This window comes from Labrys okinawensis (assembly GCF_002982075.1).
In the GTDB taxonomy this organism is placed as follows: Bacteria; Pseudomonadota; Alphaproteobacteria; order Rhizobiales; family Labraceae; genus Labrys; species Labrys okinawensis_A.
Genome location: NZ_PUEJ01000012.1, coordinates 14,781 through 41,210 on the forward strand (window position 1 = coordinate 14,781; position 26,430 = coordinate 41,210).

The following is a 26,430-nucleotide window of genomic DNA, read 5'->3' on the forward strand; positions in this document are numbered from 1 at the left end:
CCCGCGGCATTTTCGATTGATGGCGGGGTGGGGACTGACATCGAGCGGGTAGGGGGATAATGGCAAGCTTGGTATCGCTGTTTCGTCGCGTGGCCCTGGCCTTGGGCCTGATGTCGGTGGCAGGCAATCAGGGGGCTGCAAACCCGGAAAGCCGAATCCTGGCATCCAGCGATGTCATCATGGTTTCCAAGGAAAATTTCGAGAGTAGCGAGACCTACGACATCATCCTGTCGAACATTTCCGTGGTCAACGAGTTGTTCCGGCAGCACCTGAAGGCGAACGAGATAAGCCGCTCGGCCCTGACCAGCTACTATGTCGATTATTACCTCGCGCAGGTCAATAATGGCGGATTCGCGCAGTTCGTCTTCAATTCGGGCTGGAACGAATACATCGTCGCCATCGTCAGGCAGGGCCTGGAGGGGATGGGCGCGCGGCGCCATCTCGCTCTGTTCGACGAGGGCAGTGCCGGCGTGAAGGCGCTCGGCGAGGCCGGGCTGAGTGCGTATCTGCGTCGGGAGTATTTCGGCGACAACGCCGCGAGGGACCGCCTGAATGCCATCAACGATCGCTTCTTTGCGCTGAAGGACTCCGAAGACCTGATCAAGCTCAACGCCGCCTGGCTGCGGCGTCAGCCGAACCTGCGCGTGCTCCCCCTCGAGGATTTGCGCGCCGAAGTCGACCGCCGCGCAGCCGCCATCCCCGATCGGGCCGAGCGTCTCCAGGCGGCCATGGCGGCCGAGCCGCGCTACACGAAGCTGATCCGGGCCCTGTGCAAGGCGAGCGGACAGACGCTCGAACGCATCACGGCCGGGGATCCCACCTTGTCCTATGACGGCACGAGCCTGCGGCGTCTCGGTTCCGAGGAGCTCGAGGGCAAGCAGGCCGGCCCCTCACGGATCGTCTGGTTCTTCATCACGAACAAGGGCGTGCATCTCATGGCCGAGGCCAATGGGAAGGCTGCCATGTTCGACAATGAAACCAAGAGCAAGATTGCGGAGATCGAAGCCCCCGACGAGCTGTGAGGCTCTCAATACCATCGGATGCCGGCCGCGCCCCCGTTTGGCTGCCGGCCGGAGTGCGGGTTCTTTACCCTCCCCTGGAGGGGGAGGGTCGGCCTGCAAGGCCGGGGTGGGGTGAAGAAGCGCCGGCTTTGAGGATGAGACGATATCTTCTTGCAAGGAAGGCACCCCACCCCGACGCTACGCGTCGACCCTCCCCCTCCAGGGGAGGGTAAAGAACCGTTCACCTCAGCCCTCCACCCTGATCCGCCCGCCGACGCCGGTGGTCACCGTGCCCTTCTCGCGCAGATAGACCATCACCTCATTGGCGAGCAGCTTGCCGTCGGTCGCCCCGATCAGCACGCGGCCGCGGCCGATGGCGTCATAGCCGTCGCCGCCGGCCAGCATGAAGTTGTTGGAGGCGAGCTTGTAGCGCCTGACCGGATCGAGCGGCTCGCCATTGACGCTGACGGAGGTGACGCGCGCGCCCACCGGCGCCCTGGCATCCACCGTGATGGCGAGGCCCGAGACCTGCGGGAAGCGCCCGGCATAGTTCTGCAGCTGCGAGACACCGTTTTCGAGCGCGGCCTTGATGTCGGCGCCCTTGAGCTCGACCAGCACGGTGGTGTTGCCGAAGGGGAGTTCGGAAAGGATGTCGCGGCGGGTCAGCTTGGCGCCGGCCGGATAGACCTTGTTGGCGCGGATGCCGCCGCCATTGATGATGGCGCAATCGGCGCCGGTGCGGGCGCGGATGGCATCGGCGATGAGATCGCCCATGGCGGTCTCCTGCGAGCGCACGTTGGCGGTGCGGCTGTCGAGCTCGACGGCGGTGGTGGCGATCTCGACGTCGAGCTCGCGCGAGAGCTCGGCCTCCAGCCTGTCGACCGCGGCCTGCACCTCGGGGTCCGCCTCGACCGAGAGGCTGTCATGCATGCGAAAGCTCGGCAGCCAGGCGATCTTGCGGCTTTTGCTTTCGCCGCTCGCCGTCACCACGAAATCGATGGCGGTGACGAAATTGCCCTCCTCGTTGGACTCAACCATCACCGTGCGGCCGTCATAGCTGATGGCGAGATCATGGTCGTGGCCCGTCAGCAGCACGTCGACCAGCCGGGAGCGCACGATCTCATTGTCCATGTCGCGATCGGTATGGGCGACGCAGACGATGAATTCGGCGCCCTCTCTGCGCAGGATCTCCACCTCGCGCTTCAGCGTCTCCAGCTCGGGCGCGAAGGTGAGGTCGCCGCTCTGCGACATCTGGGGCGTCGCCGCCAGGGCCAGGCTGGTGACGCCGACCTTGATGCCGCCGAGCTCGTGGATCGAATTGTCCTTCATGCCGGGGATAGGGCTGCCATCGGCCCGGCGCATATTGGCGGCGTAGAAGGGAAAGTTCGCTTCCCCCATGCGCTTGAAATAGACCTCGGTGCCGAAGTCGAACTCGTGATTGCCGGGCACGAAGATGTCGGGCCGGATCATGTTGGTAAGGGCGACGATGTGCTCGCCCTGGTCGAAGCCCGACATCAGCGAGGGCGAGAAGCAATCCCCCGCATGGCAGAACAGCATGGGCACGCCGCGGGCGCGCTCGGCCTTCACCACGGCCGCGAGCTTGGCAAAGCCTCCGCGGCCCTTGGTGTCGCCGGCCTTGTAGATGTCGTTGACGAGCAGCAGCGAGAAGGTGGTGCCGGCAGGCGCTGCCTCGGCGGTCTCGGCCGCGCCCGACAGCATGGTGACGGAAAAGCCGGCGGCCAGGCCGAGGCCCAGCGTCTGGCGGCGATTGAGGCGAGGCATGGCGGGCATCCCGAAAGGCGGTGGAAGGGGGGAGGGTTCCACAGGGATGTGACCGGGGCAAGTCGGGGAGTGGAAAAGTCCTCGCGCTGGAAGATGATTGGGGATACGGGTCATAGCAAGCTGAACTTTGACTGCGATCGGCAGCGCGCGACGGCCCTCATCTAGGGCTCATTCGCTGGTCAGCGGCCCTTGATGACCTTGTTGAAGTTGACGTCGTAGCCGGCGGCATGCATTTCCTTGGCTAGCTCCATCTTCCAGGCGCCTGCATCGTCCCAAGGGACGTAGACGACGCCAACGTAGTCCGATGGTAGCTCGATCGAATCCTTGAGTAGCGCGCAGACCTTGTCCCGGCCCAGGCGCCCGACGAAGTAGCCCAATTCGAGCATCACGTTCTGCCTCGCGCGAGGCTTCTCTTCGGCGTCGGTCCTGGCTCTGCCGAGATCGTCCGGCGTCAGGAGGACCACGGCGAAGCCGACATTGCTGTTGGCGATTAGTTTTTCGGGAATAGTCATCCCTCGGCTGGGCTGCTCGTGCAGGATAACCGGCACTAGCCCTTGCTGCTCAAGAAAGCGCGCCACGGTCTCCTTGGTACCGTTGTCGCGACCATGAACCACAAAAACCTTGCTCAGGTCGACGGAGGTGGATGGGACATCGGTCATGGCAGGCGCCGACCGCTCCACGAACGCTTTGAAGTCGCGACCGAATGGAACGATGACCGACTTCGTCATCTTCTGGATGCCAGAGATGAGTTTATTACCATTGTAGAACCAATGGTGGCTGAAGTTCATGAACCAGTCGGGGTCAGCGGCTCCGCGCTCGATGAGGGCAATGGTGAGACCGAGCTCCTGCTCCTTGTCGTCCGGCCATTTGAGGCTCGCACTGCCCATCATGCTACCGCCCTGATCGCTGTCGGCAAGGAACCGATCGAAGTCGACTTTTGCACTCAACGCGTCGCTAGTCGGGCGGAACTCTTCCGTCTTCAGAGCGCTGGCTAGCTTCCTCAGGGGTCTTTCATAGGTATTATAGTCGGCCTGCTGCAGGTCGAGGATGGCATTGTTTAGGTCAGCGAAAGCGGACTTCAACGTCATTCTCCGTCGCCTTCCAATCGGGCGGCTGCTGCCTTCTCCAAGATCTGGTCGCGCAAATTCTCCTTCATTTGCTCCAGCAGCGCGAATACCATATCGTTGCCCTCGTAGGGGATGGCTTTCTGCTCAATCGCGGCTTCTATCTCGCTGACCGCCGCCTCGATACTGGCTGGGTCGGTGGGGTCGAAGGATACGGTCGCTAGCTCGCCGTCCACCTCTTCGCTGAATTTGGCGAGTTCATTCATCTGCTGTGTGAGCTTGTCGAGACCCGATACCTTGATCATGCGTTCCCCCTCGAATGTGTGGTCCCCCAGACGATGAGCCTAGATGCGTTCGGCGGTCTTTTCGAGGGGGGCGTAAACGAAAGCGATCCTTCTGCACATCTTGAGGCCGGCGGGCCCTGTTGCGATCCTCCTGCGACACGACGGCTCCTGGCTCATCAGCCTAGTTTGCCTGCGAATCTCAGTTAATCTCCATTTATCGTAATTTTGCGCGGCATTATCTAGCCTTGTATGTTTGCAAAACAACGTGGTTTTCCAGCGCATCGCCAAAGGTCCGTATCAGAGATATCGTCTCGTTCGCTACTTCATCGAGATCATCGACAGCAATGAGCGTCTCTTCCCCATGCGCTATTGCGTTGCGACGTTTTAGCAGCACCACGTCGATGAAGGTTTTCCAATCCAAAAATGGCTCGATCGGTACACTGCAAACAATACAAATATCTGAAAAAACATCAAAATTAAGATTTGATTTGGTGTTGATTAGATCGTCGTTTACTCGACTAAATCGGCGATCTGACGAGTTCAGTATCTCTTCGACTAATGAGCATCGTTCTGTTATGCTCAATTTTGAAGTGGTGGCAAGTGCAAGCCGGGGAAGGAAAAAATTTTTGAAAAATTGCGGACCTAGTTGGCTATATTGAAACTTCCGCAGTGCAATGTGTTCAAGGTATTTTTTTGCTGCGAACCGAACATATCCTTCCCAATGAGCATAGCAGATTGTGACAAGCGCTCTAAGCAGCACACGTTTGGCTCTCCCATCCCCCTGACGTATAGCTGACTTGAGGTCTGAAATTTCCTTCATACGCCAATTGCGATCTTCGGTAATCTGGGCTGAGAAATCGTCCTCCGAATAAGGCTTGCTCACGGTTTGAACCACGCTTCCCCAAACGGCACGGTCCGCTGGATGCGAACCGTGCCCCGCAAACCCGGTGACGTGAACGTGGCCACAGCTGGTTGCAGCCAAAAGGTCTCGATCTTGCCTTTGACGAAAACTCCGGCTCCTTCTCCAAGTGCAAGTATTGCGGGAAGGTTTTTCGCTACTCCGACTGCAATCCCTTCGAGGCCGACTAGACCGACTCTGCCCACATGATGGCCATTTTCGAAGCGTTTCAATGCGTCATCACCTGCTGCCCTATGTAGCAGGCTGAAGGTCTGATTGATAAGATTTACGGCGCCCTCCGCGTCTCCCGCTCGGGCGAGCGAAACGGAACTTTCGTCAATGTATTCTTCGACATCCAAGCGGCCATCATAGGGTATTAACGCATGGGCAAGGAAGCGCATGGCAAGTTCCATGTGTCGCTGCTTTTCCTGCTGGTCTTCACCGACGGATATAATGGTCTGAAATATTCCCTGTTCAGCGGCAGCCTTAACTTCGCGGAAATAGACACCATTGATCATCAACACGATGCAGTTGCGCAGTTCTTGCGCATTTGCTTGGCTTCCACCTGCGTTCAAGCGCTGGAATAGGTCATATTTTGTTTGATCATCGCTGGGGCGCTTCAATATTTCTACGGCAATCCTACTACGACGAATTGCAAGTTGCAGACTTCTGTCGATGGCAGACTGCTCAGCCTTCGGCACATCGTTGATTCGGTCTGACGCCTCCCAGACACCGTTGTGAAGTGAAGGCAGATATTTAGTGGCTTCAAGGACAGAAGGGACCCGCAGGCCGTCCCCCTCCCGCAAACGCCCCATAAATTCCAAAATAGTAGAAATTCGCTGAAGGCCGTCAATCAGCTCCCATGTACCATCATCTTTTTCGAAAACAAAAATGGAAGGAATCGGAATGCCCAGCAATAAGGACTCGATCAACTTAGATTTCTGTCCGATCTTCCATCGAAAAAGACGCTGAAACTCCGGGTCTATCGTTAACTCTTTGTCCTCGTACATTGTGACGATTTCGCCGATGGACATTTGATAGGCGTCTGTCTTTACGAGACGTTGCGCCTGTTCTATTTCGTTCAGAAGCATTGGATAGCCCCAAAGATAATGCGCCATGAAATTCATATGGCAGCGCCCGATCACACACTAACAAGTACTAGGTAGCGGACAAGGGCGCGGTTGACCCACTCCAACATACAATATGGTTCTGAGGCTACCGGCGTCCTGCCGTTAGCCTCTTGTCGATAGATCCGTCTTGGGGGCTCACCCCTACTTCTTTAACCTCTCCAAAATCGCCCGCGCCACTGGCTCGTAGTTCCCATCGAAATGGTGCCCGCCCGGCCTCTCCACCAGCGTGGCCTTGCTCATTTCGGGGAAGACGCAGGCGGTGCCGTTCTCCACCACTTCCTCCTTGCCGTAGAAGCACATGGTCTTCTCGAAGGGCAATCCGGGCAGATAGGGCTTGAGGTCGACGTCCGAGGAGGAGGCGACGCCGAGCCAGCCGGAGACGGAGATCTCGAAATCGGCGGTCGGCTCCAGGCCCAGCATGGCGAGGAGGTTGATCTTCTTCTGCATGGGCGGCGGCAGCTTCTGCCAGACGAAGGGGATCACGTCGGCGCCCAGGGAATAGCCGATCACGGCGACGCGCTTGGCGCCCCACAGCTTGGTGTAGTAGCCGATGATGCGGGTGAGGTCGCCGGCGATGACGTCAGGCTCCTTGGTGCTCCAGAAATAGCGCAGCGAATCGACGCCCACCACGGCGACGCCTTCCTTCTGCAGGATCTCGCCGATGGTCTTGTCGATGTCGCGCCAGCCGCCGTCGCCGGAGATGAAGATGGCGAGGCCGGTGGGCGGGCCCGAGGTCGGCAGTTCCACCAGGGGCAGGTCGCCGAGTTCCTGGTTGGGCGGCGCGCCCATCTCGACCGCGGCCTTCACCGCGGCATCGATGAGGGCATCCGGCCCGCCGTCGGCGACGACGGACTGGGCATCCTTGGTGCCGGCGACGAAGGCCTGGGTGGTGGCGTCGGGGGCGGCGGCGCCGACAAAGGTCCAGCGCCCGGGCACCTTGGCGAGCGGCTTGTACTGCCATTTGCCGTCGGCGGCCTTGGAGACGGGCGCGCCCTCGCACATGCGGAGCTTGGAGGCCATCTCGTCGGAAAAGCCGGTGGAGACGGCGCCGGCGGCGGTGTTCTCGGGCGCCTGGGCGAGATTGATATAGGCGAAGGTGCCGCCCAGCGTGCCCAGCCCCATCACCACCGGCCAGCGCCAGGTCTGCATGCCCAGTTGGCGCTGCGCCTCGCGGGCCGAATCCTCGATGTCGCCGAAGGCGTAGTGGCAATCCTCCTCGTCGCCCTTGGCGAGGCCGTCGATGAAGGCCTGGCTGTCGATCAGCATCACGGCGGCGCCCTGGTCCACCAGTCTGTCGGCCACGACCCGGTAGGCCGGCGTCAGCCCGTCCTTGTCGGAGAGCAAAGCGACGAATTTGGTGGGCTCCTCCTCGGGGGCGAGCACGGTGACGGTGCCGAGGATCTCCTCCTGCACCTTGATCTCGCGCGGGGCCGCCAGGGCCGATGCCGTCGAGGCCAGCAGGGCGAAACAGAACAGGGCGATGCGGCGCATCAACTGGCCTCCTCGGGCAAAGCGCGTCTCGGGCTCGAAGCGATCAAGCCGGTAACATCCATGAGAATCTGCGGTAGGGCCAGGCCACCCGGGAAGGCAAGATATTTCGGCCGCCAATCCGGCTTGAACTTGTCCTTGTAGGCCCTGAGGCCCTCGAAATTGTAGAAGCGGTCGCCGCGCTTGTAGACGAAGGAGCCGACGCGGCTCCACAGCGAGGCCAAGTGGTGGCGCGGCAGGCCGGAGAGCGGCGCCATGCCGAGATTGAACCAGGCGAAGCCCTCGCTCTTGGCCTGGGCGAGCAGGCCGATGAAGAGCAGGTCCATCATGCCGGCCGGTCCCTCGGGCAGGTAGCGCATCAGGTCGACCGTGTATTCCTGTTTGTCGGCGCCCCGCCAGATATTGGCGAAGGCGACGATGCGGCCGTCCTGGCGGATCACGGCCTGGTCATAGCGCCTGATATAGTCGCGCGACCAGAAGCCGAGCGAAAAGCCCTTTTCCTTGTTGCCCTTCTGGTCGAGCCAGGCGTCCGAGACCGCCTGGAGTTCGTCGAGGATGGCGTCGACCCCGGCCGCGGGCACGATCTCGAAGGAGGCGCCGGAGCGCTCGGCCTTGGAGCGGGCCTGGCGCAGGCGCCGGCCTTCGCTGCCTTCCAGCGTGAACTTGTTGAGGTCGACCCAGGCCTCCTCGCCGAGCTTGGCGAGCGAGAAGCCGGCGTCGAGATAGGCGGGCAGGTGGCCGGTGGTGACCTGGTAGAACACCGGCGTGCCGCCATTGCGGTCCACCAGCTCCTTGAAGCGCCAGACCATGGCGTCGACCTCGTCCTCGGGCGCGACGGGGTCGCCCATGGCGATCCAGCTGCGCCCCTGCACGCCATACATGGTGAAGCCCTTGCCGCTGGCCGAGAGCAGGAAGCGCTTGTCGCCGAGCAGGGCCAGATGCGCGTCCGAGCGGGTGGAAGCCTCGATCAGCGGCACCAGCGTTTCCAGTTCCTCCGGCGTCGCCGGATCGAAGGCGGCGCGGCTGGGATGCATCAGGATATAGGCGGCGATGCCGATGGCGACCACGGCCATGGCCAGTGTCGCCCGCAGGAAGCGCGGGGCATCGGCATTATAGGCGAAATCCCACCACAGTTTGTGCTGGTAGTCGACATTGGAATAGGCGAAGAAGCCGAGCCAGACGGTGGCGCCGATGGCGACGATGCAGGCCAGGATCCACTCGAAGGAGGGCCTGACGGAGAACAGGTCCGCCTGGCGGTAGAACTCGTCCTTGTAGAGGACGAGCAGGCCGGCGACGATCGAGCAGATGATGGCCTCTTCGATGTCGAGGCCCTTGAACAGCGCGAAGACGGCGCCGGCGACCAGCAGCAGCACGGCGATGCGCTGGGCATTGGCCATGCGCCGGACCAGGCCGTAGGAAATCACCAGCAGGACCAGGCCCGAAATGCTGCCGGCCAGCTGCGAGACCTCCACGAAGGGCAGGGGAATCACGCCGCGCAGGATGGCGATGCGGTAATGTTCCTCCGGCGTGGCGCTGGAGAACAAGAGGATGACGCCGCCGATGAACACCGCGATACTGGCGGCGCGCGGGATGATCGGCCGGGCGATCGCCTGCACGGTCCGGGCGATCCGGCCCACCGAATGCTGGCGCTGGCGGATCTCGTAGCCGCCGAACATCAGGCAGGCGATGGCGAAGGGAACGACGTAGTAGACCAGGCGGAACAGGATCAGCGAGACCAGCATGTCCGCCGCCGGGATCTGCGGCTGGGCCAGGATCAGGGTGGTCTCGAACACGCCGACGCCGCCCGGCACATGGCTGATGACGCCGAGCACCGTGGCGACGGCGAACACCGCCAGGAAGCTCATGAAGCCGGCATCCGGGCCGGCCGGCATGATCAGCCAGAGCGCCCCGGCGGCGGCCACGGTGTCGAGCAGGCCGACCAGGATGGCCCCGAGCGTCGCCCCGGGGCCGGGCAGGGGCATGGCGTGCTCGCCGACGCTGATGGTGCGCGGGCGAACGGCCGAGACGATCACCCAGAGCGCGACCCCGCCGAGCACGGCGAGGCCGATGGCGAGGTTGAGGCCGGGGGCGAGCCCGTCCAGCGGGGCCAGCACGGAGGGCTGGAACAGCAGGCAGATCGCGGCGACCGTGGCGATGCCGAGCCAGAAGGTCAGGGTGGTGAGGGCGCCCACGGCCAGGATCAGGGCCGGCTTCAGGCCATGGGCCTGGTAGATGCGCCAGCGCACGGCGCCGCCGGTGAGCACGCCGAAGCCGAGCGTGTAGGTGAAGGCGTGGCTGATGAAGGAGGTGAAGGCGATGACCGGCAGCGGCACCTGCCGCGCCCCGACATGGCGCAGGGCCAGCAGGTCGTAGCCGATCAGGGCGCCATAGGAGAGGGCGGTGGCGAGGAAGGCGAGAGCCACCTGGCCCCAGGCGATGCGCGAGACCGCATTGTTCACCTCCGACCAGGTGATGCCGGAAAAGATCTGGTAGAGCGCGGCGGCGGCGATGGTGAAGATGGCGAGCCCGACCAGCAGGCCGGCCTTGCTCCAGTCGATGCGCTGGAGCAGCCCGCTCTTCGGGCGCTCGGCCGCCGGGATCGGGGCCGCGGGGGCATTGGGGACGTCGTCGCGCGCCACCGCGCGGTCGAGCGAGCCCACCACTTCAGCCATGCCTTGATCCCGTTTCAATGCGAATATCCCAGAAGCTGAATCGTTTTATACGATCAGAGCCTCCTGTCAGCAGTAGAACGGGTTCGAAGTGGCCACCGTGCCCGGTATCCACTCCTGAATTGTTCAGTCCAGGATCAGGAGACGGGCCGTTCATGCTGACAGAACATGGCATTCCAACGGCAGCCGCGTGAATTGTGAGTCACAATCCGGCCATCGCCTCGGACGGAATGATGGCGCCGCGATGGGTGATGACCCGCGCGGCGAGGCGGTGGCCCTGCAGGGCGGCTTCCGCATTGGTGCGATCGCGCCGGCGGGCGGCAAGATAGCCGGCGTTGAAGCTGTCCCCGGCGGCGGTGGTGTCGACGGGCGAGACGGGCTCGGGAACCGGCACATGCCCATCGATGCCGCCGTGGCGCAGGAAGGCTCCGTTGGTGCCGTCCTTCACCGCGATCTCGCCGATGCCGTGGCCGGCGAGGCGGGCGATGGTGTCCTGCGGCGTGGCATCGCCCCACAGGGCCTGCTCGTCGTCGAAGGTCGGCATGACGATGTCGACCAGCGGCAGGAAGCGGCCGAAGACCTGGCGGGCGCGGGCGGGATCGCCGCCCCAGCCGCGCGGGCGGTAATTGCCGTCGAAGGCGATCGCGGCGCCGGCGGCCTTGGCCCGGCCCAGCACCTCAGCGAAGCGCTCCAGGCCCGCCGGCGCATAGAGCGACAGCGTGATGCCCGAGAAATAGACGATTCCCGCGCTCTCGATGCGGGCGATCAGCGCTTCGGCCTCGGGAAGCTCGAACAGGCTGCGGGCCGGCGCGCTGTCGCGCCAATAATAGAAGCGCCGCTCGCCCTTGGCATCGGTCTCGATGACATAGAGGCCGGGCACTCGGCCGGCCAGGCGCGGCACGCCAGCCATGTCGACCTTCTCGCCGGCGGCAAGGTCGGCGATCGCCTGGGAATAGGGGTCGTCCCCCAATGCCGTGGCATAGGCGACGTCAAGCCCGAGGCGGGCGGCGTAGACAGCGGTGTTGAAGGTGTCGCCGCCATAGCCCAGCGACATGCCGTCTCCGCGGTGCGACAATTCCACCATGCATTCGCCGATGGAGACGAGATCGGTCATGTCGTTGTTCCTCGCGAATTCAGGTCGAAGTAGGGGCGTGGGGCGTGTTTTGGGCACTACGTCTGCATGTTGATGGCGCGACGCTGGCCACCCCTTCGCCCCGTTCTTACGGGGAGAAGGTGAGGATGAGGGGCGGCGCAAGGGGTTGGGCGAGTATTGAGCTGCCCCTCACCCTTACCCTCTCCCCGCTCGCGGGGCGAGGGGGACATTGGCGTTGCGTCTTGACTTGCTTCGCCCTGCCTTGTCCAACGCGGATCGCAACGTCCATCTTCTAGGCACCCGTTCCCGGATTGGCGCCGAGGAACTCGCCCATCCGCGCCAGGGCCCGCCTGATGTTCTCGGCAGAATTGGCGTAGGAGAGCCGGATATAGCCTTCGCCATAGACGCCGAAATCGGGGCCGCCGATGGTGGCGACGCCGGCCTTTTCGAGGAGGGCGGATGCGAGGGGCTTGGCCTTCCAGCCGGTCGCCCGGATGTTGGGAAAGGCGTAGAAGGCGCCCTTCGGCACGACGGAGCTGACGCCGGGCAATTGGTTGAGGCCGTCGACCACGATCTTCCGGCGCCTGTCGAACTCGGCGACCATGGCATGCACCGCATCCTGCGGGCCGGTGAGGGCGGCAAGCCCGGCCCATTGCGCGCTGGCATTGACGCAGGAATAGGAATTGACGGCGAGCTTGCGGGCGGCATCCCCCCAAGGCTTCGGCCAGAGCGAGAAGCCCATGCGCCAGCCCGTCATCGCATAGGTCTTGGACCAGCCGTCGAGCAGGATGAGGCGGTCGCGGATGGAGGGATAGGTCAGGAGCGAGACGTGCTGGAGCCCGTCATAGCTCATCTGGCTGTAGATCTCGTCGGAGAGGATGGCGACATGCGGGTGGGCTTCCAGCCCCTTCACCAGCGCGTCGATCTCGGCCTTGGGCGTGACGCCGCCGGTGGGGTTGGCCGGCGAGTTGAGGATGAGGAGGCGGGTCTTCGGCGTGATCAGCGCCAGCGTCTCGGCCGCCGAGAAGGCGAAGCCGTTCTCCTCGCGGATCGGCACCGGCACCGGCGTGGCGCCGGTGAATTCGATCATCGAGCGGTAGATCGGAAAGCCGGGATCGGGATAGAGGATTTCCGCGCCGGGCTCGCCGAACATCAGGATGGCCATGAACATGGTGACCTTGCCGCCCGGCACCACGATCACCTCGTCCGGCGAGACGGCAACGCCGGTGCGGCGCTCGACGTCAGCGGCCACAGCCTCGCGCAGGGGCAGGATGCCGGTGGCCGGCGTATAGCCGTGATGCCCGTCGCGCAGCGCCTTGATGGCGGCCTCGACAATATGGTCGGGCGTGGGAAAATCGGGCTGGCCGATGCCGAGATTGATGATGTCGCGCCCCTCGCGCGCAAGATCCGTTGCCCTTGCGAGTACGGCGAAGGCATTCTCCTCGCCGATGCGGGAGAAGGCCGGAACGAGACGAGGCGCGCTGGTGGAAGTCATCGTGATGGCGTGTCCTGGCGGTGCAAGAGTGGCGGCGGGAATCGCGAGCAAGGCAAGATTTAATGCGGGCGCATTCTCCTGTCTTTGCAAATCGCGGCAAGGCGCGTGTCAAGGAGGATTTCGGCTTCATCCGAAAGCCGGAGAGAAGCACGGCCTAAGCACGATTTCCTCCTCCCGAGGTCTATTCGACGTAGGGGGACGCTCCAAGTGGCTGAATTGACGGAACGGGGACGATCTGGCTCCGTGGATGGTGAACAAGATCGACGACTGAAGGTTGCTGGCGATGGCCGTGACGGAGCCTAAAGCGTTCTGCGGTTTGACGGCGTCGCCAAGCATCGCAAAGACGCCTCGGAACAAGGAACCAGAGCAAGCGAGCGTCCAGCCATGACCGCGCTTGGTTCCGGAGAGCAGGAGGCCGGGCGCTCGCCGCAGCACCTGGCGTCATTGGATGGTTTGCGTGGCTTTGCCGCGCTGTCCGTGCTGGTCTTCCATCTCGGCCGCTGGCTGGGCGTGCCCGGTCTGGCCGTCAATGCCGGCCTCGCGGTGGACCTGTTCTTCTGCCTGAGCGGTTTCGTGCTGAGCCTGGCCTATGGCAAGCGCCGGCAGTCCCTGTCGTTTTCCGGCTTCATGCGCGCCAGGCTGATCCGGCTGATGCCGCTGATCCTATTGGGGCTGGTGGTCAGCGCCCTCTATGTCGGGCTGCGCTCCGGGCACCTCGAGGGCGAGGTGCCGTTTGCCGCGCTGACGCTGGCCCTGCTGCTCGGCCTGGTCAACCTGCCTTATCTCGGCGCGCCAGGCGCCATCGGCGGGCCGCAGGTGTTCCCGTTGAACGGCCCGCAATATTCGCTGTTCCTGGAACTGGCCGTCAATGCGTTCTGGTGGGCCACCCGGCGGGTGAGCCAGCTCCCGCTCGCGATCGCGCTCTTCCTCGGCTGCCTCGCCATCCTGCCATTTACCGGCCTGGGCGGGGACACCACCGACACGTTCTGGCGCGGATTTCCGCGTGTGGGCGCATCCTTCTTCGCCGGCGTCGCCATCTTCCATCTGCTCGACCGCCTGCCGGCCTGGCTGGGGGGGGCGCGCCTGTTCTGGACGCTGGCGGCCGGCATGGCGGCGCTGTTCTACCTGCCTTTCGAGCTGCCGCTCTGGACGCAGCTCGTCTGGATCGCGGTGCTGGCACCCCTGCTGATCCTGGCCGGTGCGCGCACGGCCCTGCAGGGGCGGCTCGCGGCCTGGTCCTCCATCGGCGGTGATCTGTCCTATCCGATCTATTGCCTGCATTATCCGCTGTTCTGCTGGATCAATGGCCTCTATCGCCTGCGTTTCGGCGATCAGAACGCCGGCATCGAAGGACCTGTCGTGATCGTCATCGTCTGCGTGGCGAGTTTCGTCCTGCTCAAGCTCTATGACGAACCGCTCCGCCGCGTCCTGGCGGAGGGCGTGCGCCGCTGGACTTACCGGGCAGCGCCATCCGCCGGCGCGTGAGCCGGGCCGATTATCGCAAGGGGCATTTTGATGGGCGGGTCCCAAAGACCCGCCCGCCGTCCGTCTCGCCGAAAATCACAAAATGTTTGAGCTTCCGATCGCGCCCCAAAACGCTGCCTGGGACGTTGTCCTGCTATTCGTCGCTTAGGCGTTGCGAATAGTCTGACAAAAGTGTTAAGTCGTCTCGTTGCAGGAAGACTGCTGCCTGCCGAGGATGCAGGCGGGGCACGAAGACAGGGAGGCTTGCCATGGCTGACACCAAGAACAAGACGAGAAGACTGCGGTCACAGGCCTGGTACGACAATCCGGACAATCCGGGCATGACCGCACTCTATATCGAGCGTCAGCTCAATTTCGGCCTGACCCGCAAGGAATTGCAGTCGGGCAAGCCGATCATCGGCATTGCCCAGACCGGTTCGGACCTCTCCCCCTGCAACCGTCACCATCTCGTGCTTGCCGAGCGCGTGCGCGAGGGCATCCGCGAGGCCGGCGGCATCGCCTTCGAATTTCCGGTGCACCCGATCCAGGAAACCGGCAAGCGTCCGGGCGCCGCGCTCGACCGCAACCTTGCCTATCTCGGCCTGGTCGAACTGCTTTATGGCTATCCGATCGACGGCGTGGTTTTGACCATCGGCTGCGACAAGACCACTCCGGCCTGCCTGATGGCGGCCGCCACCGTGAACATCCCGGCCATTGCCCTGTCGGTCGGCCCGATGCTCAATGGCTGGTGGCATGGCGAGCGCACCGGTTCCGGCACCATCGTCTGGAAGGCCCGCGAAATGCTCGCCACCGGCGAGATCGACTATGAGGGCTTCATGGACATGGTGGCCTCGTCGGCGCCGTCGACGGGCTATTGCAACACCATGGGCACCGCCACCACCATGAACTCGCTGGCCGAGGCCCTCGGCATGCAGCTTCCCGGCTCGGCCGCCATTCCCGCGCCCTATCGCGAGCGCCAGCAGATGGCCTACGAGACCGGCAAACGCATCGTCGACATGGTGCGTGAGGATCTCAAGCCCTCCGACATCATGACGCGCGAGGCCTTCGAAAACGTCATCGTGGTCAATTCGGCCATCGGCGGCTCCACCAACGCCCCGATCCACATCAACGCCATCGCCCGCCATATCGGTGTCGAACTCGATATCCGCGACTGGCAGACCATCGGCCACAAGGTGCCGCTGCTGGTCAACCTGCAGCCGGCCGGCCAGTATCTCGGCGAAGACTACCAGCATGCCGGCGGCGTGCCGGCGGTGGTCAACGAGTTGATGAAGCACAAGCTCATCCACGAGAATGCGCTCACCGTGAACGGCAAGTCGATCGGCGAGAACTGCAAGGATGCCAAGATCGAGCTGCCCGACGTGATCCGCACCTTCGACACCGCGCTCGTCCAGGATGCCGGCTTCATCGTGCTGTCGGGCAATTTGTTCGACTCGGCGATCATGAAGACCAGCGTGATCTCCAAGGAGTTTCGCGACCGCTATCTTTCGGATCCCAAGGCCCCGGGTGCCTTCGAGGGCCGGGCCATCGTGTTCGAGGGCCCGGAAGACTACCACCACCGCATCGAGGACCCCTCGCTCGGCATCGACGAGCACTGCATGCTGTTCATCCGCGGCACGGGGCCGATCGGCTATCCCGGCGCGGCGGAAGTGGTGAACATGCAGCCCCCGGCGGCCCTGATCAAGCGCGGCATCACCTCGCTGCCCTGCATCGGCGACGGGCGCCAGTCGGGCACCTCGGGCTCGCCTTCCATCCTCAACGCCTCGCCGGAAGCGGCGGCGGGCGGGGGGCTCGCCATCCTGCAGACGGGTGATCGGGTGCGCATCGACCTCAACAAGGGCGAGGCCAACATTCTGATCTCCGACGAGGAACTGGCGAAGCGCCGGGCCGATCTCGCCGCGGCGGGCGGCTTCCAATATGCGCCGAGCCAGACTCCCTGGCAGGAAATCCAGCGCGCCATGGTGGATCAGCTCGGCGACGGTATGGTGCTCAAGCCCGCGGTCAAGTATCAGAAGGTCGCCCAGACCTATGGGGTGCCCCGCGACAATCACTAATCGGCGACAAACTGTCACCGACATGATTTTGACGGGATGCTTGCATAGAAAGCGGGGCCGGCTGTAGCCGGCCCTTCACGCTCTGCCAGGACCCGTGCCATGACCTTGAGACGCCCACGCAGAATTTCCGTGCCTGACTCGGAGACGGGCCAGGTACGGAAATTCTGCAAATTCCTGAAATCTGCCGGGTCATCCCTGATCGGTCTTCGAGCCCGATCAGGGATGACCCGGCTCGCTGCGCCCTTTGCCGCTGGATTGCTCCTGACGGTCGCCGTGGGCGGCAGTGCTCAGGCAGGCCTCTTCGACTTCCTGTTCCGGCCTCGCCAGGAATCGCGGCCGGCGCCCGCACCAGTGCCGCAACAGCAGCAGCCGCAGCAGCGCTCGCGCCCGGCGCCAGCGCCGGTGGTAAGCACGCCCAAGGCCCGCGGCTACTGTGTGCGCACCTGCGACGGTTATTATTTCGCCACTGGATTCATCCGCTCCCAGCGCGACGAGGACATGCAGACCTCGATGTGCGAAGCCTCCTGCTCGGGCGGCCAGATGGTGCTCTACAAGGCCAGTGGCTCCAATGACGGCAGCAACGGCAACACCAAGCCGGCGATCGAATCGGCCGTCGACAAGGCCGGCGCTCTCTACACCGCCCTGCCCACCGCCTATGCCTTCCGCGACAGCGAGAATCCGGCCTGTACCTGCCAGTCCAATGCGCGGGGCCTGCCGCAGATCCCGATCTCGGTCGATCCCACTTTGCGCAACGGCGACATCGTGGTGATGCCAGATGGCCTGAAGGTGTTCCGCGGCGCCGGCAATGTGCCCCACCCCGATACGGACTTCACCTCGGTCGCCTCCTCCAAGGCCCTGTCCGGCGTTGTGCGCCAGCAGGTGCTTTCGCTTGAACAACGCATCGCGACCCCGCAATAATACGATCGACTGATCGCATCTGCGCGAAGGACTTGCGATGGACCTGACGACCTGGAAGGGCGTGCCGCGCCCGGAGCGCGTCGTGCTCGATGGACGCTATGCCCGCCTGGAGCCGCTCGATCCGGCGCGCCATGGCGCCGATCTCCTGCATTCCGCCCAGGAGCCGGGAGCCGACGGGCGCTTTCGCTATCTGTTCGAGGGCGTGCCGGGAAGTGCCGACGACTTCTCGGCCTGGCTCGACAAGGCTTCCTCCACGGCGGATCCGATGTTCTTCGCGGTGATCGACAAGGCGACCGGCAAGGCCGAGGGCCGTCAGGCGCTGATGCGGATCGACCCCGTGCATGGCGTCATCGAGATCGGCAGCATTCTGTGGGGCCCGGCGATCGCCCGCACCAGGGTGGCGACGGAGGCCCTCTATCTTTTCGCCCGCTACGCCTTCGAGACCCTCGGCTACCGGCGTTTCGAATGGAAGTGCCACAATCTCAACGAGCCGTCCAAGCGGGCTGCGACCCGGTTCGGCTTCACCTTCGAGGGTGTCTTTCGCCAGCACATGGTGGCCAAGGGCCAGAACCGCGACACGGCCTGGTTCTCGATCATCGACGGCGAATGGCCTCGCCTCAAGGCGGGCTACGAGGCCTGGCTCGACCCCGCCAATTTCGAAGCGGACGGCCAGCAGAAGCGCAAGCTGCATTTTAGGTGAGGGGCTCTGCGACCTTGCTGAAGGGGTTGCGATTTTTCGGGTTCTGAAGTGGACGGGGTATCGCTACCCTTGACCGAGTTGGCGGAGAGGGGGGAAGGGACTCGCCCGGCTCGCCGAATTCATCAATGCTGGCGCGGCGCTGGGCCATGTGGCGCAGCAGATGCGGGTGGGGGGCATGAGGCCTCGTTCGGGAACGGGCGTCGCTTCTGCCTGGTTTGGATGCAGGGAAGCATGCTCATTTGATTTTTGTACCAACCTGATACCATGTTTGCGGCGTCAGAATTCAGCAGGCTTCCGATGAAGAGCTTTTCAAGCCACTTAGGCAAAGGCGTGATACTTGGCATCGTCGGCGCGGCTATGTGTTCGAGTGTGTCGCTTGCCACTTCTCCAGTGCCTTGTTTGCAACTCGAAAAAGATACATTGAAGGAGTATGCGAAAAAATATGATTTAGTCGCTGCGGTGAGAATTATTTCGAGGGAAAAAATTCATAAACCTATAGTTTACAAACGAAATTGGAATTTTATTGCTAAGTACGAAGATTTTGAAGGGCCTGAAATCTATCAATATTCTGTAGATGTGATTGAGTATTATAGGTGGAGAGGAGGTGATCCTCCAAATCGTATCAAAATAGCTGTGACGCCGTTATTTTCTTTTAAAGATAATCCTCGAGGTGTGCTGCTCATCGGGGCGCATTATGTAGAAGGAAGCCTCATTGCCGAAAAGAATATCTCGAAAGGCGCGCGAAGCATTCTTGAGAATTCGGTAGCGCGTGTTGGTCTTTGCGGTATCCAGGACTATGATGAGAAAAAAGCGGTCTTGGCAGGGCAGCTACAGAAGTTTTGACGGTAATAGCTTATCTGGCCGGCGATTTCTCAGATTGCTGTGTCATGGCCGTTCATGCGCGATCCCTAGCGGATTGACGTCGTGCACCAGGTGGGCCGCCGTGGTCAGCGCCTTCATCGCCCTCTTCTTGACCTCCGGCGGCAAGCCGGCCTGGTCGAACGCCTTGTCCATCGAGCGAATCCAGATGTCGCGGGTCTCGGCGGTAACAGGCACGTGGGCGTGGACGGCGCGGACGTCCGAATGCCCGTGAAACTCGACATAAAGCCGCGGGCCCCCGAAGAAACCCATCAGGAAGCGGGTCTGCTCGACCCGCGAATGGGCGACGCCATGGCCGTCGAGATGCAGCACGTGGAGTGCGGCTGCCGCAGGATCCTGCTCGACGATGTCGTAAAACAAATCGACAAGCCGGGAGATGCCGTCTTCACCGCCCAATTGTTGATAGACGGAGGGAAGCTGCTGTTGCATCGTTTCGGCCCGTCGAGCGCTGCATGGTTGTCGCATGGTGATGGCAATGTGCCGGCTCGGCAATCTGCCATCGCGTCGCGGCGGGTTCAGTTGACCGGCCCGTCGCCGCCGATATTGCCCATGTCCGGTTCGGCTCGCTGTGTACCGGTGGCGCGGTTGACGAAGATCGTGACAAGCCAGAGCATGATGCCGACGCCGATCAGGATGCCCGCGATCTGGTATTGTACGGGGTCGCGGCCGGTCCAGGGTCCCGTCAGGAAGGCGCAGCACAAGGCGCCGACCACCGGCAGGAACGTAGGCGTTCGGAAATGGCTATGCTGCACCTGGTCGCGGCGCAGCACGAGAACTGCGACATTGACGATGGTGAACACCGCCAGCAACAGCAGTGCCGTGGTGCCGCCCAGCGCCGGCACTTCGCCGACGAAGGTGATGAGTGCGAAGGCGAGCAGGGTGGTGAAGGCGATCGCGACATAGGGGGTGCGCCGGCTGGCATGAACCTTGCCGAGCATCGGCGGCAGCACATGCTCTCGGCTCATGCCATAGACGAGGCGGCTTGCCATCAGCATGTTGATCAGCGCGCTATTGGCGACCGCGAACATGGTGATGAAGCCGAAGATCCCCAGGGGGAAATTGGGCGCGCCGGCTTGCACCACCTTGAGGAGGGGCGTCTCGCCCTCGCCAAGTTGCTCGGGCGGTACCAGGGTGATGGCCGAGATCGACACCAGCACATAGATGACGCCGGTGATGAGCAGCCCCGCGAGCAGGACGATGGGGAAATGGCGGGTGGGATTCTTGCATTCCTCGGCCATGTTGACCGAGTCCTCGAAGCCGACCATGGCGAAGAAGGCGAGCGTGGTGGCCGCGATGATGGGCCAGACCACGCTGCCCTCCGCCGCCGTCTTGAATTCGAAGGCCCTGGAGACGTCGCCCTGCCCGGCGCCGATCGCCCACAGCCCGATCACGATGATGATCAGCAGGCCGGTGAGTTCCACGCAGGTGAGTATGACATTCGCCTTCACACTCTCGCCGACGCCGCGGAAATTGACGGCGGCGCAGACGGCCATGAACAGCAGGCCGACGGCGGTGATGCCGACACCGCCGAGGTTGAGCCCGAAGGCGCCCGACAGGTTGGCGGCAAAGGCGCGCGAGGCGGTGGAGGCGGAGGTGATGCCCGAGCACATGACCGCGAAGGCGACGATGAAGGTGATGAAATGGATGCCGAAGGCCTTGTGGGTGTAGAGCGCGGCCCCGGCGGCCTTGGGATATTTGGTCACCAGCTCGAGATAGCTGAAGGCGGTGACCACCGCGACCGCGAAGGCCACCACGAAGGGCAGCCAGACCACGCCGCCGACCTGCTTGGCAACCTGACCCGTCAGGGCATAGATGCCGGTACCGAGAATGTCGCCGACGATGAAGAGCAGGAGGAGCCAGGGGCCCATCACCCTGTGCAGGCTTGGTTCCACGGGATGTGCAGGTGCCGGACCGGCATTCGCGGTAACGTCGGACATCTGTCGATACCTCCAGCTGCAGGGGGATTGCCCACAAAAAACCAATCAACCGCCGGAGGGCACGAAACGTTCCTTCACACCGAACCTGCCCCTCTCGCTCTCGATCCGGCGAGGAGATTTTCCATCCCCGCCTGGCAGCCATGGGAATGGGTTCAGCCGATCCGCATCGAGAGCTCGACCTCCTCGCCGAAAGGCGTCGACAGATAGCCCCGGGCCGGCGAGCGCACACGGGCGAGGTAATCGGGGCTGTAGTCGGCATTGTCGGCGACGATGAGGGCGCCAGGCCTGAGCCGGCTCTCCACCAGATCGAGGATATCGGGATAGAGGGCCTTGGCGCCGTCGAGCAGGACGAGATCGATCGACTCGGGCAGGTCGGTAGCCAGCGTGCGCAGCGCATCTCCCTCCCGGATCTCGACCAGATCGAGAACGCCGCCGGCGGCGAGGTTCTGCCGGGCCCGTTCCAGCTTGGAGGGCTCGAACTCGCTGGTGATCAGGCGCCCGCCGCCATTGTCCCGCAGGGCCGCGGCCAGATGCAGGGTCGAGATGCCGAACGAGGTTCCGAATTCGATGATCGTGCGGGCCCGGCAACTGCGTGCCAGCATGTAGAGCAGCAGGCCGGTTTCGCGCGAGACGGCCAGCGGCAGGTCCTTCAGCCGGCCATAAAGGTCGCGATATTCGGTCTTGCTGCGCATCAGGCGCTCGCGTTCCGGGCCGGAGAGCTCGGCCACGGCGGGGATCCGCGCCGGCGAGGTGGCATCGGCTTCTTCGAACAGGCGATCCAGCAGGAGCGCAAACGGGGCGGTGGTCAGGGTGGTCATGGCAGACTCCGGTTGGGAAAACGCATTCTTGCGCCGGACTAGAAATACGAATAATTCGTCGTATTCACTATTCGCATTGCCGTGCACGCCGATGACAGACCGTCGAAGCTCTTCTGTTTCCTCGCGAAAACAGCCCCGGCAGGCCCGCTCCACCGAGCTGGTCGCCGCGATCCTGGAGGCTGCCATTCAGGTTTTGCGCAAGGAAGGCGCCCAGCGCTTCACCACCGCGCGGGTGGCTGAAAAGGCCGGCGTCAGCGTCGGCTCGCTCTATCAGTATTTCCCCAACAAGGCCTCGATCCTGTTTCGGCTGCAGAGCGACGAATGGCGGCAGACCAGCGCGTTGCTGCGCGACATCCTGCAGGATGGCGGCAAGCCGCCGCTCGAAAGGCTGCGCATTCTCGTCCATGCCTTCATCCGCTCGGAATGCGACGAGGCGGCGGTGCGCGTGGCGCTGGACGATGCCGCGCCGCTCTACCGCGATGCTCCCGAGGCCGAGGCGGCCAAGGCAGCGGGAGAGGGCATCATTGAGGCCTTCATGCGGGAAGCCCTGCCGAAGGCCTCGGAAACGAGCCGAACCTTGGCCGGCGATTTGATCAGCGCGACCCTGCGTGCGGTGGGCAAGCAGTTTTCGGAAAGCCCTCGGACGCCGGCCGAGATCGAGGCCTATTCAGATGCGATGGCCGATATGCTGTGCGCCTATCTCGAACGCCTTGATGCGAGGAAAGACTGACGGCTGAATGGGGGCCGCGCCCCAGGAAGAAGTCCTTGTCGTCCGGTACCGATTGAGCGATTGCTTGTGCGACCGCCCCTTGCGAATTTCCTCATGAATCTCCGCCGCGCCACCAGAACCGAAATTCCTGCAATCACCGCCCTGCAACAGGCTGCCTATGCCCCCTTGAAACAGCGCATCGGCATGGCCCTGCCGCCGCATGACGCCGATTTCGCCGCCCTGTTCGAGACGATGGAGATCTGGGTGTCCGGCCCGTCCGAGGCGCCGGAGGCGGCCCTCATCATCGAGCCGAAACCCGATCACCTGCTGATCTGGAGCCTCGCCGTGGCGCCCGCGTTCAAGGGTCTCCGTTTGGGTTCGAGCCTGCTCGATTTTGCCGAGGACCGGGCCCGGCGGGAGGGCCATGGGCTTGTGCGGCTCTACACCAATGAGCGTTTCACCGAGAATGTCGCCTGGTATCGGCGGCGCGGCTACGCCATCGAGCGGATCGAAGAGCGTCCTGACCGCCGTATCGTGCATTTCAGCCGCGAGGTGGCAGGTGCCACGGCTTAGGGACCGTTCAAGAACAAGCGCGCTGTCATTCCGGCCGAGCTTCTCGTGATCGAAGCGAGAGAGGGCGAGGGCCGAGAAACAGTGCATTCATGGCTTCTGGATTGCTTCGCTTCGCTCGCAATGACGGCCGAACAACGCCATTACGACTGTCATGTTAGATAAGCCTCACCGGCCGGCCACCAAGACCGGGTCGCTGCGATAGGCAGCCGGGAAGAGCTGCCGCAGCGCGGTGACCTTGGGCAGGTCGTTGATGACGATATAGGGCTGGGTCGGATGGCGGGTCAGGTAATCCTGATGGTAGGCTTCCGCCGGAAAGAAGCCCTGCAGCGGCGCGATGCGCGTCACGATCGGGCGGGCGAAGGAATGTGCGCCGTTGAGCTGGCTGACATAGGCGGCGGCGATGCGGGCCTGTTCCGCGCTGGTGGTGAAGATCTGCGAGCGATATTGCGTGCCGCTGTCGGGACCCTGCCGGTTGAGCTGGGTGGGATCATGCGCCACCGAGAAATAGATCTGCAGGATCTGGCCATAGGAGATCTGGCGAGGGTCGAAGCGGATGCGCACCGCCTCGGCATGGCCGGTGGATCCGGTCGAGACGGTTTCGTAGCTGGCGGTGTCGGCCGTGCCGCCGGCATAGCCCGAAACCGCCGAGGTGACGCCTTTCACGTGCTGGAATACACCCTGCACGCCCCAGAAGCAGCCGCCTGCCAGCACGGCCGTGTCGGAGCCTGCCGTCGATCGGCTGTCGAAGCCGGGAGCGGCAACCCTGTGTGGCGATTCTTCTGCATTCGAAGCCGAAAACCACAGGCCTGTGCCCAGGCTCGCCGTGAGGGCTGCCGCCATGATCAGAATGCCGCGCCGGTTCATCATCGTCCTCCATCCGTCGGATTGTCGATGATTATACGGGCGGGGAGGGCAGCTTCGTTACGCTTCACACCGATTTGAGGGGGGCGTCAGCGCCGATGCCGGCAGTGTGATCAGCCGCGGAAAGCGGCCAGCAAGGCCGAAAGCGCCGGGCCGATGGCCGCCAATTCCTTCATGTGGGTTTCCGACAGGGCCTGAAGCCTCTGCCTGCCAGCCGCTGTGAGGCGCACCAGGACGCGACGTCCGTCCGCCGGATCGGCCATGCGCTCGACCAGGCCGAGCTTGGCGAGACGGTCGACCAGTTCGACCACGCTATGGTGACGCAGGATCAGGATCTCCGCCAACTCGCCGATGGAAAGCGCGCCATCCTGCGACAGGCCGGCGATGGCGAGCAGCGCCTGGTGCTGCTGAGCAGTCAGTCCGGCGGCACCGGCCGCCGCTTCGCTGAAGACCAGGAATTTGCGCAAGGCGTGCCGGAACCGCGCCAGGGCGGCGTAGTCAGGGTCTTGCTGCCGCTCGGGGTCCATGGTTCCGCGATTCTCCTGTCTGCTGCACTCTCTACGAAAATCCGTTGACTTGCGCAAAATATATCGTATTGCGATATAAAAATCAGGCAGGTCGCTGCCCGACAGATGGATATCGACGACATGACGACTTCGACTCTGGGCACGCCCGGGCAGGACGCCGAGGCGGGGATCCGCGAATTGCCGGCGCGCCTGGGCGACTTCACCACGGATCGGCGGGTGATCCTGCTGATGGCGATCGCCGTCTTCGTCGGCACGGCCGGCGTCGGCGCGGCCTTCGTGCTGCTGCGCCTGATCACCCTGTGCACCAACATCGCCTATTACGGCCGATTTTCCCTGGAGAACCTGCCGATCTCCGCTACGCCGCTGGGCTGGAGCGCCGTGTTCGTGCCGGTGGTCGGCTGCCTGATCATCGGCCTGATGGCGCGCTACGGCTCGGAGAAGATCCGCGGCCACGGCATTCCCGAGGCGATGGAGGCGATCCTGATCGGCAAGAGCCGGATCAATCCCAAGGTCGCGGTGCTGAAGCCGCTCTCCTCGGCGATCTCGATCGGCTCCGGCGGTCCCTTCGGGGCCGAGGGTCCGATCATCATGACCGGCGGTGCCATCGGCTCGCTCGTCGCGCAGATGATCCGTCTCAGCGCCAATGAGCGCAAAGCCTTGCTGGTCGCCGGTGCCGCAGCCGGCATGACGGCGGTGTTCGGCACGCCGATCGCCGCCGTGCTGCTGGCGATCGAGCTCCTGCTGTTCGAATGGAAGCCGCGCAGCTTCCTGCCGGTGGTGGTCGCCGCGTCGGTGGCGGCGGCCGAGCGCGGCCTGCTGCTCGATCCCACCCCCCTGTTCGGCTTCACCGGCCATATGGCACTGACCTTGCCCGGTTTCCTTGGTTGGGTGGTGATGGGTATCGTCGCCGGGCTGGGCTCCGGGATCCTCACCGCCATGGTCTATGCCAGCGAGGATTTCTTCCACCGCCTGCCGCTGCATTGGATGTGGTGGCCCCTGTTCGGGGGCCTCGCCATCGGTATCGGAGGCCTGTTCGACCCGAGCGCGCTCGGGGTGGGCTACGATAACATCCGCCATCTCCTCTCGGGCGAGATGGCCGTCAAGGCGGTGCTGCTGCTCCTGGTCGTCAAGGCGCTGATCTGGTCCATCTCGCTCGGCTCGGGTACCTCCGGCGGCGTCCTGGCGCCGCTGATGATGCTGGGCGGCGCCCTCGGCACCCTGGCTGGCCTTGTCCTGCCGCAGGCCGATCCCGGCTTCTGGGCTCTGCTCGGCATGGCGGCGATGATGGGCGGCACCATGCGCGCGCCGCTGACGGCGACTTTGTTCGCGGTGGAACTCACCGGCAATCTTGGCGTGCTCCTGCCCCTGCTCACCGCCTGCGGCATGGCCTATGCCACCACCGTGCTGACCATGAAGCGTTCCATCCTCACCGAGAAGATCGCCCGCCGCGGCCATCACATCTCGGGCGAATACCATACCGATCCGTTCGATCTTGCCCGCGTGGCCGATCTGATGGTGCGCGAGGTCGACACGCTGCCCGCAACGATGACGGTGGCGCGGGCCATCGCCTTCTTCACCAGCGGGGAGCCCTGTCACAAGAGCTATCCGGTCGTCGATGCCGAGCGGCGGGTGGTCGGCATGGTCTCGCGCGCCAATATCCTCGACTGGTCGGTGCATGCCTCGGAGGATGACGACATCCAGTCTCTGTCACTGGAAGAGATCCTCGAGGGGCAGGAACTCGAGATCGGCTATGCCGACGAACTGGCCGGCGCGCTCGCCGATCGCATGGCCATCGCCGATATCGGCCGGGTGCCGGTGCTCGATCGTCAGAGCGGCAGCCTGGTCGGCCTGATCGCCCGCAAGGACCTGCTGCAGGTCAGGGCCCACAGGCGCGCCGAGGAACACGACCGCGGCGTGATGATCCGGCTGCGCGCCCGCGGCGCGCGCGGGATCTGAGCTCGGCTGCAAGGTTCGACCCGCTTGACGTCATTGCGAGCGAAGCGAAGCAATCCAGGGGCCGTAAACTCTATGCCTCCAGGCCCGCTGGATTGCTTCGCTTCGCTCGCAA

General features: G+C 63.6%; 23 protein-coding genes. 9 read left to right on the forward strand and 14 right to left on the reverse strand.

Going from position 1 to position 26,430, the window contains the following annotated elements:
- The first annotated feature begins 59 nt into the window (after positions 1–59).
- Complete coding sequence (locus C5L14_RS25565; protein WP_105864903.1) at positions 60–1,022, forward strand: DMP19 family protein; 963 nt, start codon at positions 60–62, stop codon at positions 1,020–1,022.
- Positions 1,023–1,247: 225 nt separating this feature from the next.
- Here C5L14_RS25565 and C5L14_RS25570 read toward each other — a convergent pair whose 3' ends face one another.
- From C5L14_RS25570 to C5L14_RS25610, 9 genes are all read right to left on the reverse strand, one after another.
- Positions 1,248–2,783, reverse strand: coding sequence for a bifunctional metallophosphatase/5'-nucleotidase (locus C5L14_RS25570; protein ID WP_105865043.1), 1,536 nt, complete (start codon positions 2,781–2,783; stop codon positions 1,248–1,250).
- A 179-nt stretch (positions 2,784–2,962) separates the two neighbouring features.
- Positions 2,963–3,871 (reverse strand): TIR domain-containing protein, encoded by a 909-nt coding sequence (locus C5L14_RS25575; RefSeq protein ID WP_105864904.1) that lies wholly within the window; start codon positions 3,869–3,871, stop codon positions 2,963–2,965.
- Complete coding sequence (locus C5L14_RS25580; protein ID WP_105864905.1) at positions 3,868–4,152, reverse strand: hypothetical protein; 285 nt, start codon at positions 4,150–4,152, stop codon at positions 3,868–3,870. The genes C5L14_RS25575 and C5L14_RS25580 overlap by 4 nt, the downstream gene beginning before the upstream one ends.
- 214 nt (positions 4,153–4,366) lie before the next feature.
- The gene (locus tag C5L14_RS25585; RefSeq protein ID WP_105864906.1) at positions 4,367–5,014 is read right to left on the reverse strand and encodes an MAE_28990/MAE_18760 family HEPN-like nuclease; all 648 of its coding nucleotides are present in this window, start codon (positions 5,012–5,014) and stop codon (positions 4,367–4,369) included.
- Complete coding sequence (locus C5L14_RS25590; protein ID WP_245443591.1) at positions 5,011–6,147, reverse strand: DUF262 domain-containing protein; 1,137 nt, start codon at positions 6,145–6,147, stop codon at positions 5,011–5,013. The genes C5L14_RS25585 and C5L14_RS25590 overlap by 4 nt, the downstream gene beginning before the upstream one ends.
- A gap of 153 nt (positions 6,148–6,300) precedes the next feature.
- Complete coding sequence (locus C5L14_RS25595; RefSeq protein WP_105864908.1) at positions 6,301–7,650, reverse strand: virulence factor family protein; 1,350 nt, start codon at positions 7,648–7,650, stop codon at positions 6,301–6,303.
- A complete protein-coding gene (gene mprF, locus C5L14_RS25600; protein WP_105864909.1) occupies positions 7,650–10,319 on the reverse strand; it encodes a bifunctional lysylphosphatidylglycerol flippase/synthetase MprF in 2,670 nt (889 codons plus the stop codon). Before mprF ends, C5L14_RS25595 begins: the two co-directional genes overlap by 1 nt.
- Before the next feature lie 199 nt (positions 10,320–10,518).
- On the reverse strand, positions 10,519–11,430 hold the full coding sequence (locus C5L14_RS25605) for a sugar kinase (RefSeq protein ID WP_105864910.1): 912 nt from the start codon (positions 11,428–11,430) through the stop codon (positions 10,519–10,521).
- Positions 11,431–11,701: 271 nt separating this feature from the next.
- A complete protein-coding gene (locus C5L14_RS25610) occupies positions 11,702–12,904 on the reverse strand; it encodes a pyridoxal phosphate-dependent aminotransferase (protein WP_105864911.1) in 1,203 nt (400 codons plus the stop codon).
- A 384-nt stretch (positions 12,905–13,288) separates the two neighbouring features.
- On the opposite strand from C5L14_RS25610, the gene C5L14_RS25615 reads away from it, so the two are divergent.
- The 5 genes from C5L14_RS25615 to C5L14_RS30120 all read left to right on the forward strand — a co-directional run bounded on the left by C5L14_RS25615 (position 13,289) and on the right by C5L14_RS30120 (position 18,901).
- Complete coding sequence (locus C5L14_RS25615; RefSeq protein ID WP_105864912.1) at positions 13,289–14,389, forward strand: acyltransferase family protein; 1,101 nt, start codon at positions 13,289–13,291, stop codon at positions 14,387–14,389.
- 248 nt (positions 14,390–14,637) lie between these two features.
- A complete protein-coding gene (locus tag C5L14_RS25620) occupies positions 14,638–16,440 on the forward strand; it encodes an IlvD/Edd family dehydratase (protein ID WP_105864913.1) in 1,803 nt (600 codons plus the stop codon).
- Between the two features lie 222 nt (positions 16,441–16,662).
- Positions 16,663–17,358 carry a DUF2865 domain-containing protein gene (locus C5L14_RS25625; RefSeq protein ID WP_181161328.1) on the forward strand — a complete coding sequence of 232 codons (696 nt, stop codon included), beginning with the start codon at positions 16,663–16,665 and terminating at the stop codon, positions 17,356–17,358.
- A gap of 37 nt (positions 17,359–17,395) precedes the next feature.
- Entirely contained in the window at positions 17,396–18,058 is a 663-nt protein-coding gene (locus C5L14_RS25630) for a GNAT family N-acetyltransferase (protein WP_105864915.1), read from the forward strand.
- Between the two features lie 297 nt (positions 18,059–18,355).
- A complete protein-coding gene (locus C5L14_RS30120; protein ID WP_146127023.1) occupies positions 18,356–18,901 on the forward strand; it encodes a hypothetical protein in 546 nt (181 codons plus the stop codon).
- A gap of 42 nt (positions 18,902–18,943) precedes the next feature.
- On the opposite strand, the gene C5L14_RS25635 is transcribed toward C5L14_RS30120, so the two are convergent.
- The 3 genes from C5L14_RS25635 to C5L14_RS25645 form a co-directional block, all read right to left on the reverse strand.
- Entirely contained in the window at positions 18,944–19,366 is a 423-nt protein-coding gene (locus C5L14_RS25635; RefSeq protein WP_105864916.1) for a group II truncated hemoglobin, read from the reverse strand.
- An 86-nt stretch (positions 19,367–19,452) separates the two neighbouring features.
- Positions 19,453–20,874 (reverse strand): APC family permease, encoded by a 1,422-nt coding sequence (locus C5L14_RS25640; protein ID WP_105864917.1) that lies wholly within the window; start codon positions 20,872–20,874, stop codon positions 19,453–19,455.
- 152 nt (positions 20,875–21,026) lie between these two features.
- Positions 21,027–21,692: an O-methyltransferase gene (locus tag C5L14_RS25645; protein ID WP_105864918.1), complete on the reverse strand. Its 666-nt coding sequence runs from the start codon at positions 21,690–21,692 to the stop codon at positions 21,027–21,029.
- 91 nt (positions 21,693–21,783) lie between these two features.
- Here C5L14_RS25645 and C5L14_RS25650 point away from each other — a divergent pair, with 91 nt between their 5' ends.
- Positions 21,784–22,422 carry a TetR family transcriptional regulator gene (locus C5L14_RS25650; RefSeq protein WP_105864919.1) on the forward strand — a complete coding sequence of 213 codons (639 nt, stop codon included), beginning with the start codon at positions 21,784–21,786 and terminating at the stop codon, positions 22,420–22,422.
- A 93-nt stretch (positions 22,423–22,515) separates the two neighbouring features.
- On the forward strand, positions 22,516–22,974 hold the full coding sequence (locus C5L14_RS25655; protein WP_105864920.1) for a GNAT family N-acetyltransferase: 459 nt from the start codon (positions 22,516–22,518) through the stop codon (positions 22,972–22,974).
- A 165-nt stretch (positions 22,975–23,139) separates the two neighbouring features.
- On the opposite strand, the gene msrA is transcribed toward C5L14_RS25655, so the two are convergent.
- Together msrA and C5L14_RS25665 are read right to left on the reverse strand one after the other, a co-directional pair.
- Positions 23,140–23,838: a peptide-methionine (S)-S-oxide reductase MsrA gene (gene msrA, locus C5L14_RS25660; RefSeq protein WP_105864921.1), complete on the reverse strand. Its 699-nt coding sequence runs from the start codon at positions 23,836–23,838 to the stop codon at positions 23,140–23,142.
- Positions 23,839–23,948: 110 nt separating this feature from the next.
- Positions 23,949–24,362 (reverse strand): MarR family winged helix-turn-helix transcriptional regulator, encoded by a 414-nt coding sequence (locus C5L14_RS25665; RefSeq protein ID WP_105864922.1) that lies wholly within the window; start codon positions 24,360–24,362, stop codon positions 23,949–23,951.
- 120 nt (positions 24,363–24,482) lie between these two features.
- On the opposite strand from C5L14_RS25665, the gene C5L14_RS25670 reads away from it, so the two are divergent.
- Entirely contained in the window at positions 24,483–26,318 is a 1,836-nt protein-coding gene (locus C5L14_RS25670; RefSeq protein WP_105865044.1) for a chloride channel protein, read from the forward strand.
- Positions 26,319–26,430: the final 112 nt, after the last annotated feature.

Coding starts and splice junctions, on each gene's coding strand:
- C5L14_RS25595 (WP_105864908.1), bottom strand. CDS start 7,650: ATGCGCCGCATCGCCCTGTTCTGTTTCGCCCTGCTGGCCTCGACGGCA.
- C5L14_RS25610 (WP_105864911.1), bottom strand. CDS start 12,904: ATGACTTCCACCAGCGCGCCTCGTCTCGTTCCGGCCTTCTCCCGCATC.
- C5L14_RS25620 (WP_105864913.1), top strand. CDS start 14,638: ATGGCTGACACCAAGAACAAGACGAGAAGACTGCGGTCACAGGCCTGG.
- C5L14_RS25565 (WP_105864903.1), top strand. CDS start 60: ATGGCAAGCTTGGTATCGCTGTTTCGTCGCGTGGCCCTGGCCTTGGGC.
- C5L14_RS25590 (WP_245443591.1), bottom strand. CDS start 6,147: ATGGCGCATTATCTTTGGGGCTATCCAATGCTTCTGAACGAAATAGAA.
- msrA (WP_105864921.1), bottom strand. CDS start 23,838: ATGAACCGGCGCGGCATTCTGATCATGGCGGCAGCCCTCACGGCGAGC.
- C5L14_RS25665 (WP_105864922.1), bottom strand. CDS start 24,362: ATGGACCCCGAGCGGCAGCAAGACCCTGACTACGCCGCCCTGGCGCGG.
- C5L14_RS25655 (WP_105864920.1), top strand. CDS start 22,516: ATGAATCTCCGCCGCGCCACCAGAACCGAAATTCCTGCAATCACCGCC.
- C5L14_RS30120 (WP_146127023.1), top strand. CDS start 18,356: ATGAAGAGCTTTTCAAGCCACTTAGGCAAAGGCGTGATACTTGGCATC.
- C5L14_RS25615 (WP_105864912.1), top strand. CDS start 13,289: ATGACCGCGCTTGGTTCCGGAGAGCAGGAGGCCGGGCGCTCGCCGCAG.
- mprF (WP_105864909.1), bottom strand. CDS start 10,319: ATGGCTGAAGTGGTGGGCTCGCTCGACCGCGCGGTGGCGCGCGACGAC.
- C5L14_RS25670 (WP_105865044.1), top strand. CDS start 24,483: ATGACGACTTCGACTCTGGGCACGCCCGGGCAGGACGCCGAGGCGGGG.
- C5L14_RS25640 (WP_105864917.1), bottom strand. CDS start 20,874: ATGTCCGACGTTACCGCGAATGCCGGTCCGGCACCTGCACATCCCGTG.
- C5L14_RS25630 (WP_105864915.1), top strand. CDS start 17,396: ATGGACCTGACGACCTGGAAGGGCGTGCCGCGCCCGGAGCGCGTCGTG.
- C5L14_RS25605 (WP_105864910.1), bottom strand. CDS start 11,430: ATGACCGATCTCGTCTCCATCGGCGAATGCATGGTGGAATTGTCGCAC.
- C5L14_RS25635 (WP_105864916.1), bottom strand. CDS start 19,366: ATGCAACAGCAGCTTCCCTCCGTCTATCAACAATTGGGCGGTGAAGAC.
- C5L14_RS25625 (WP_181161328.1), top strand. CDS start 16,663: ATGACCCGGCTCGCTGCGCCCTTTGCCGCTGGATTGCTCCTGACGGTC.
- C5L14_RS25570 (WP_105865043.1), bottom strand. CDS start 2,783: ATGCCTCGCCTCAATCGCCGCCAGACGCTGGGCCTCGGCCTGGCCGCC.
- C5L14_RS25650 (WP_105864919.1), top strand. CDS start 21,784: ATGACAGACCGTCGAAGCTCTTCTGTTTCCTCGCGAAAACAGCCCCGG.
- C5L14_RS25580 (WP_105864905.1), bottom strand. CDS start 4,152: ATGATCAAGGTATCGGGTCTCGACAAGCTCACACAGCAGATGAATGAA.
- C5L14_RS25575 (WP_105864904.1), bottom strand. CDS start 3,871: ATGACGTTGAAGTCCGCTTTCGCTGACCTAAACAATGCCATCCTCGAC.
- C5L14_RS25645 (WP_105864918.1), bottom strand. CDS start 21,692: ATGACCACCCTGACCACCGCCCCGTTTGCGCTCCTGCTGGATCGCCTG.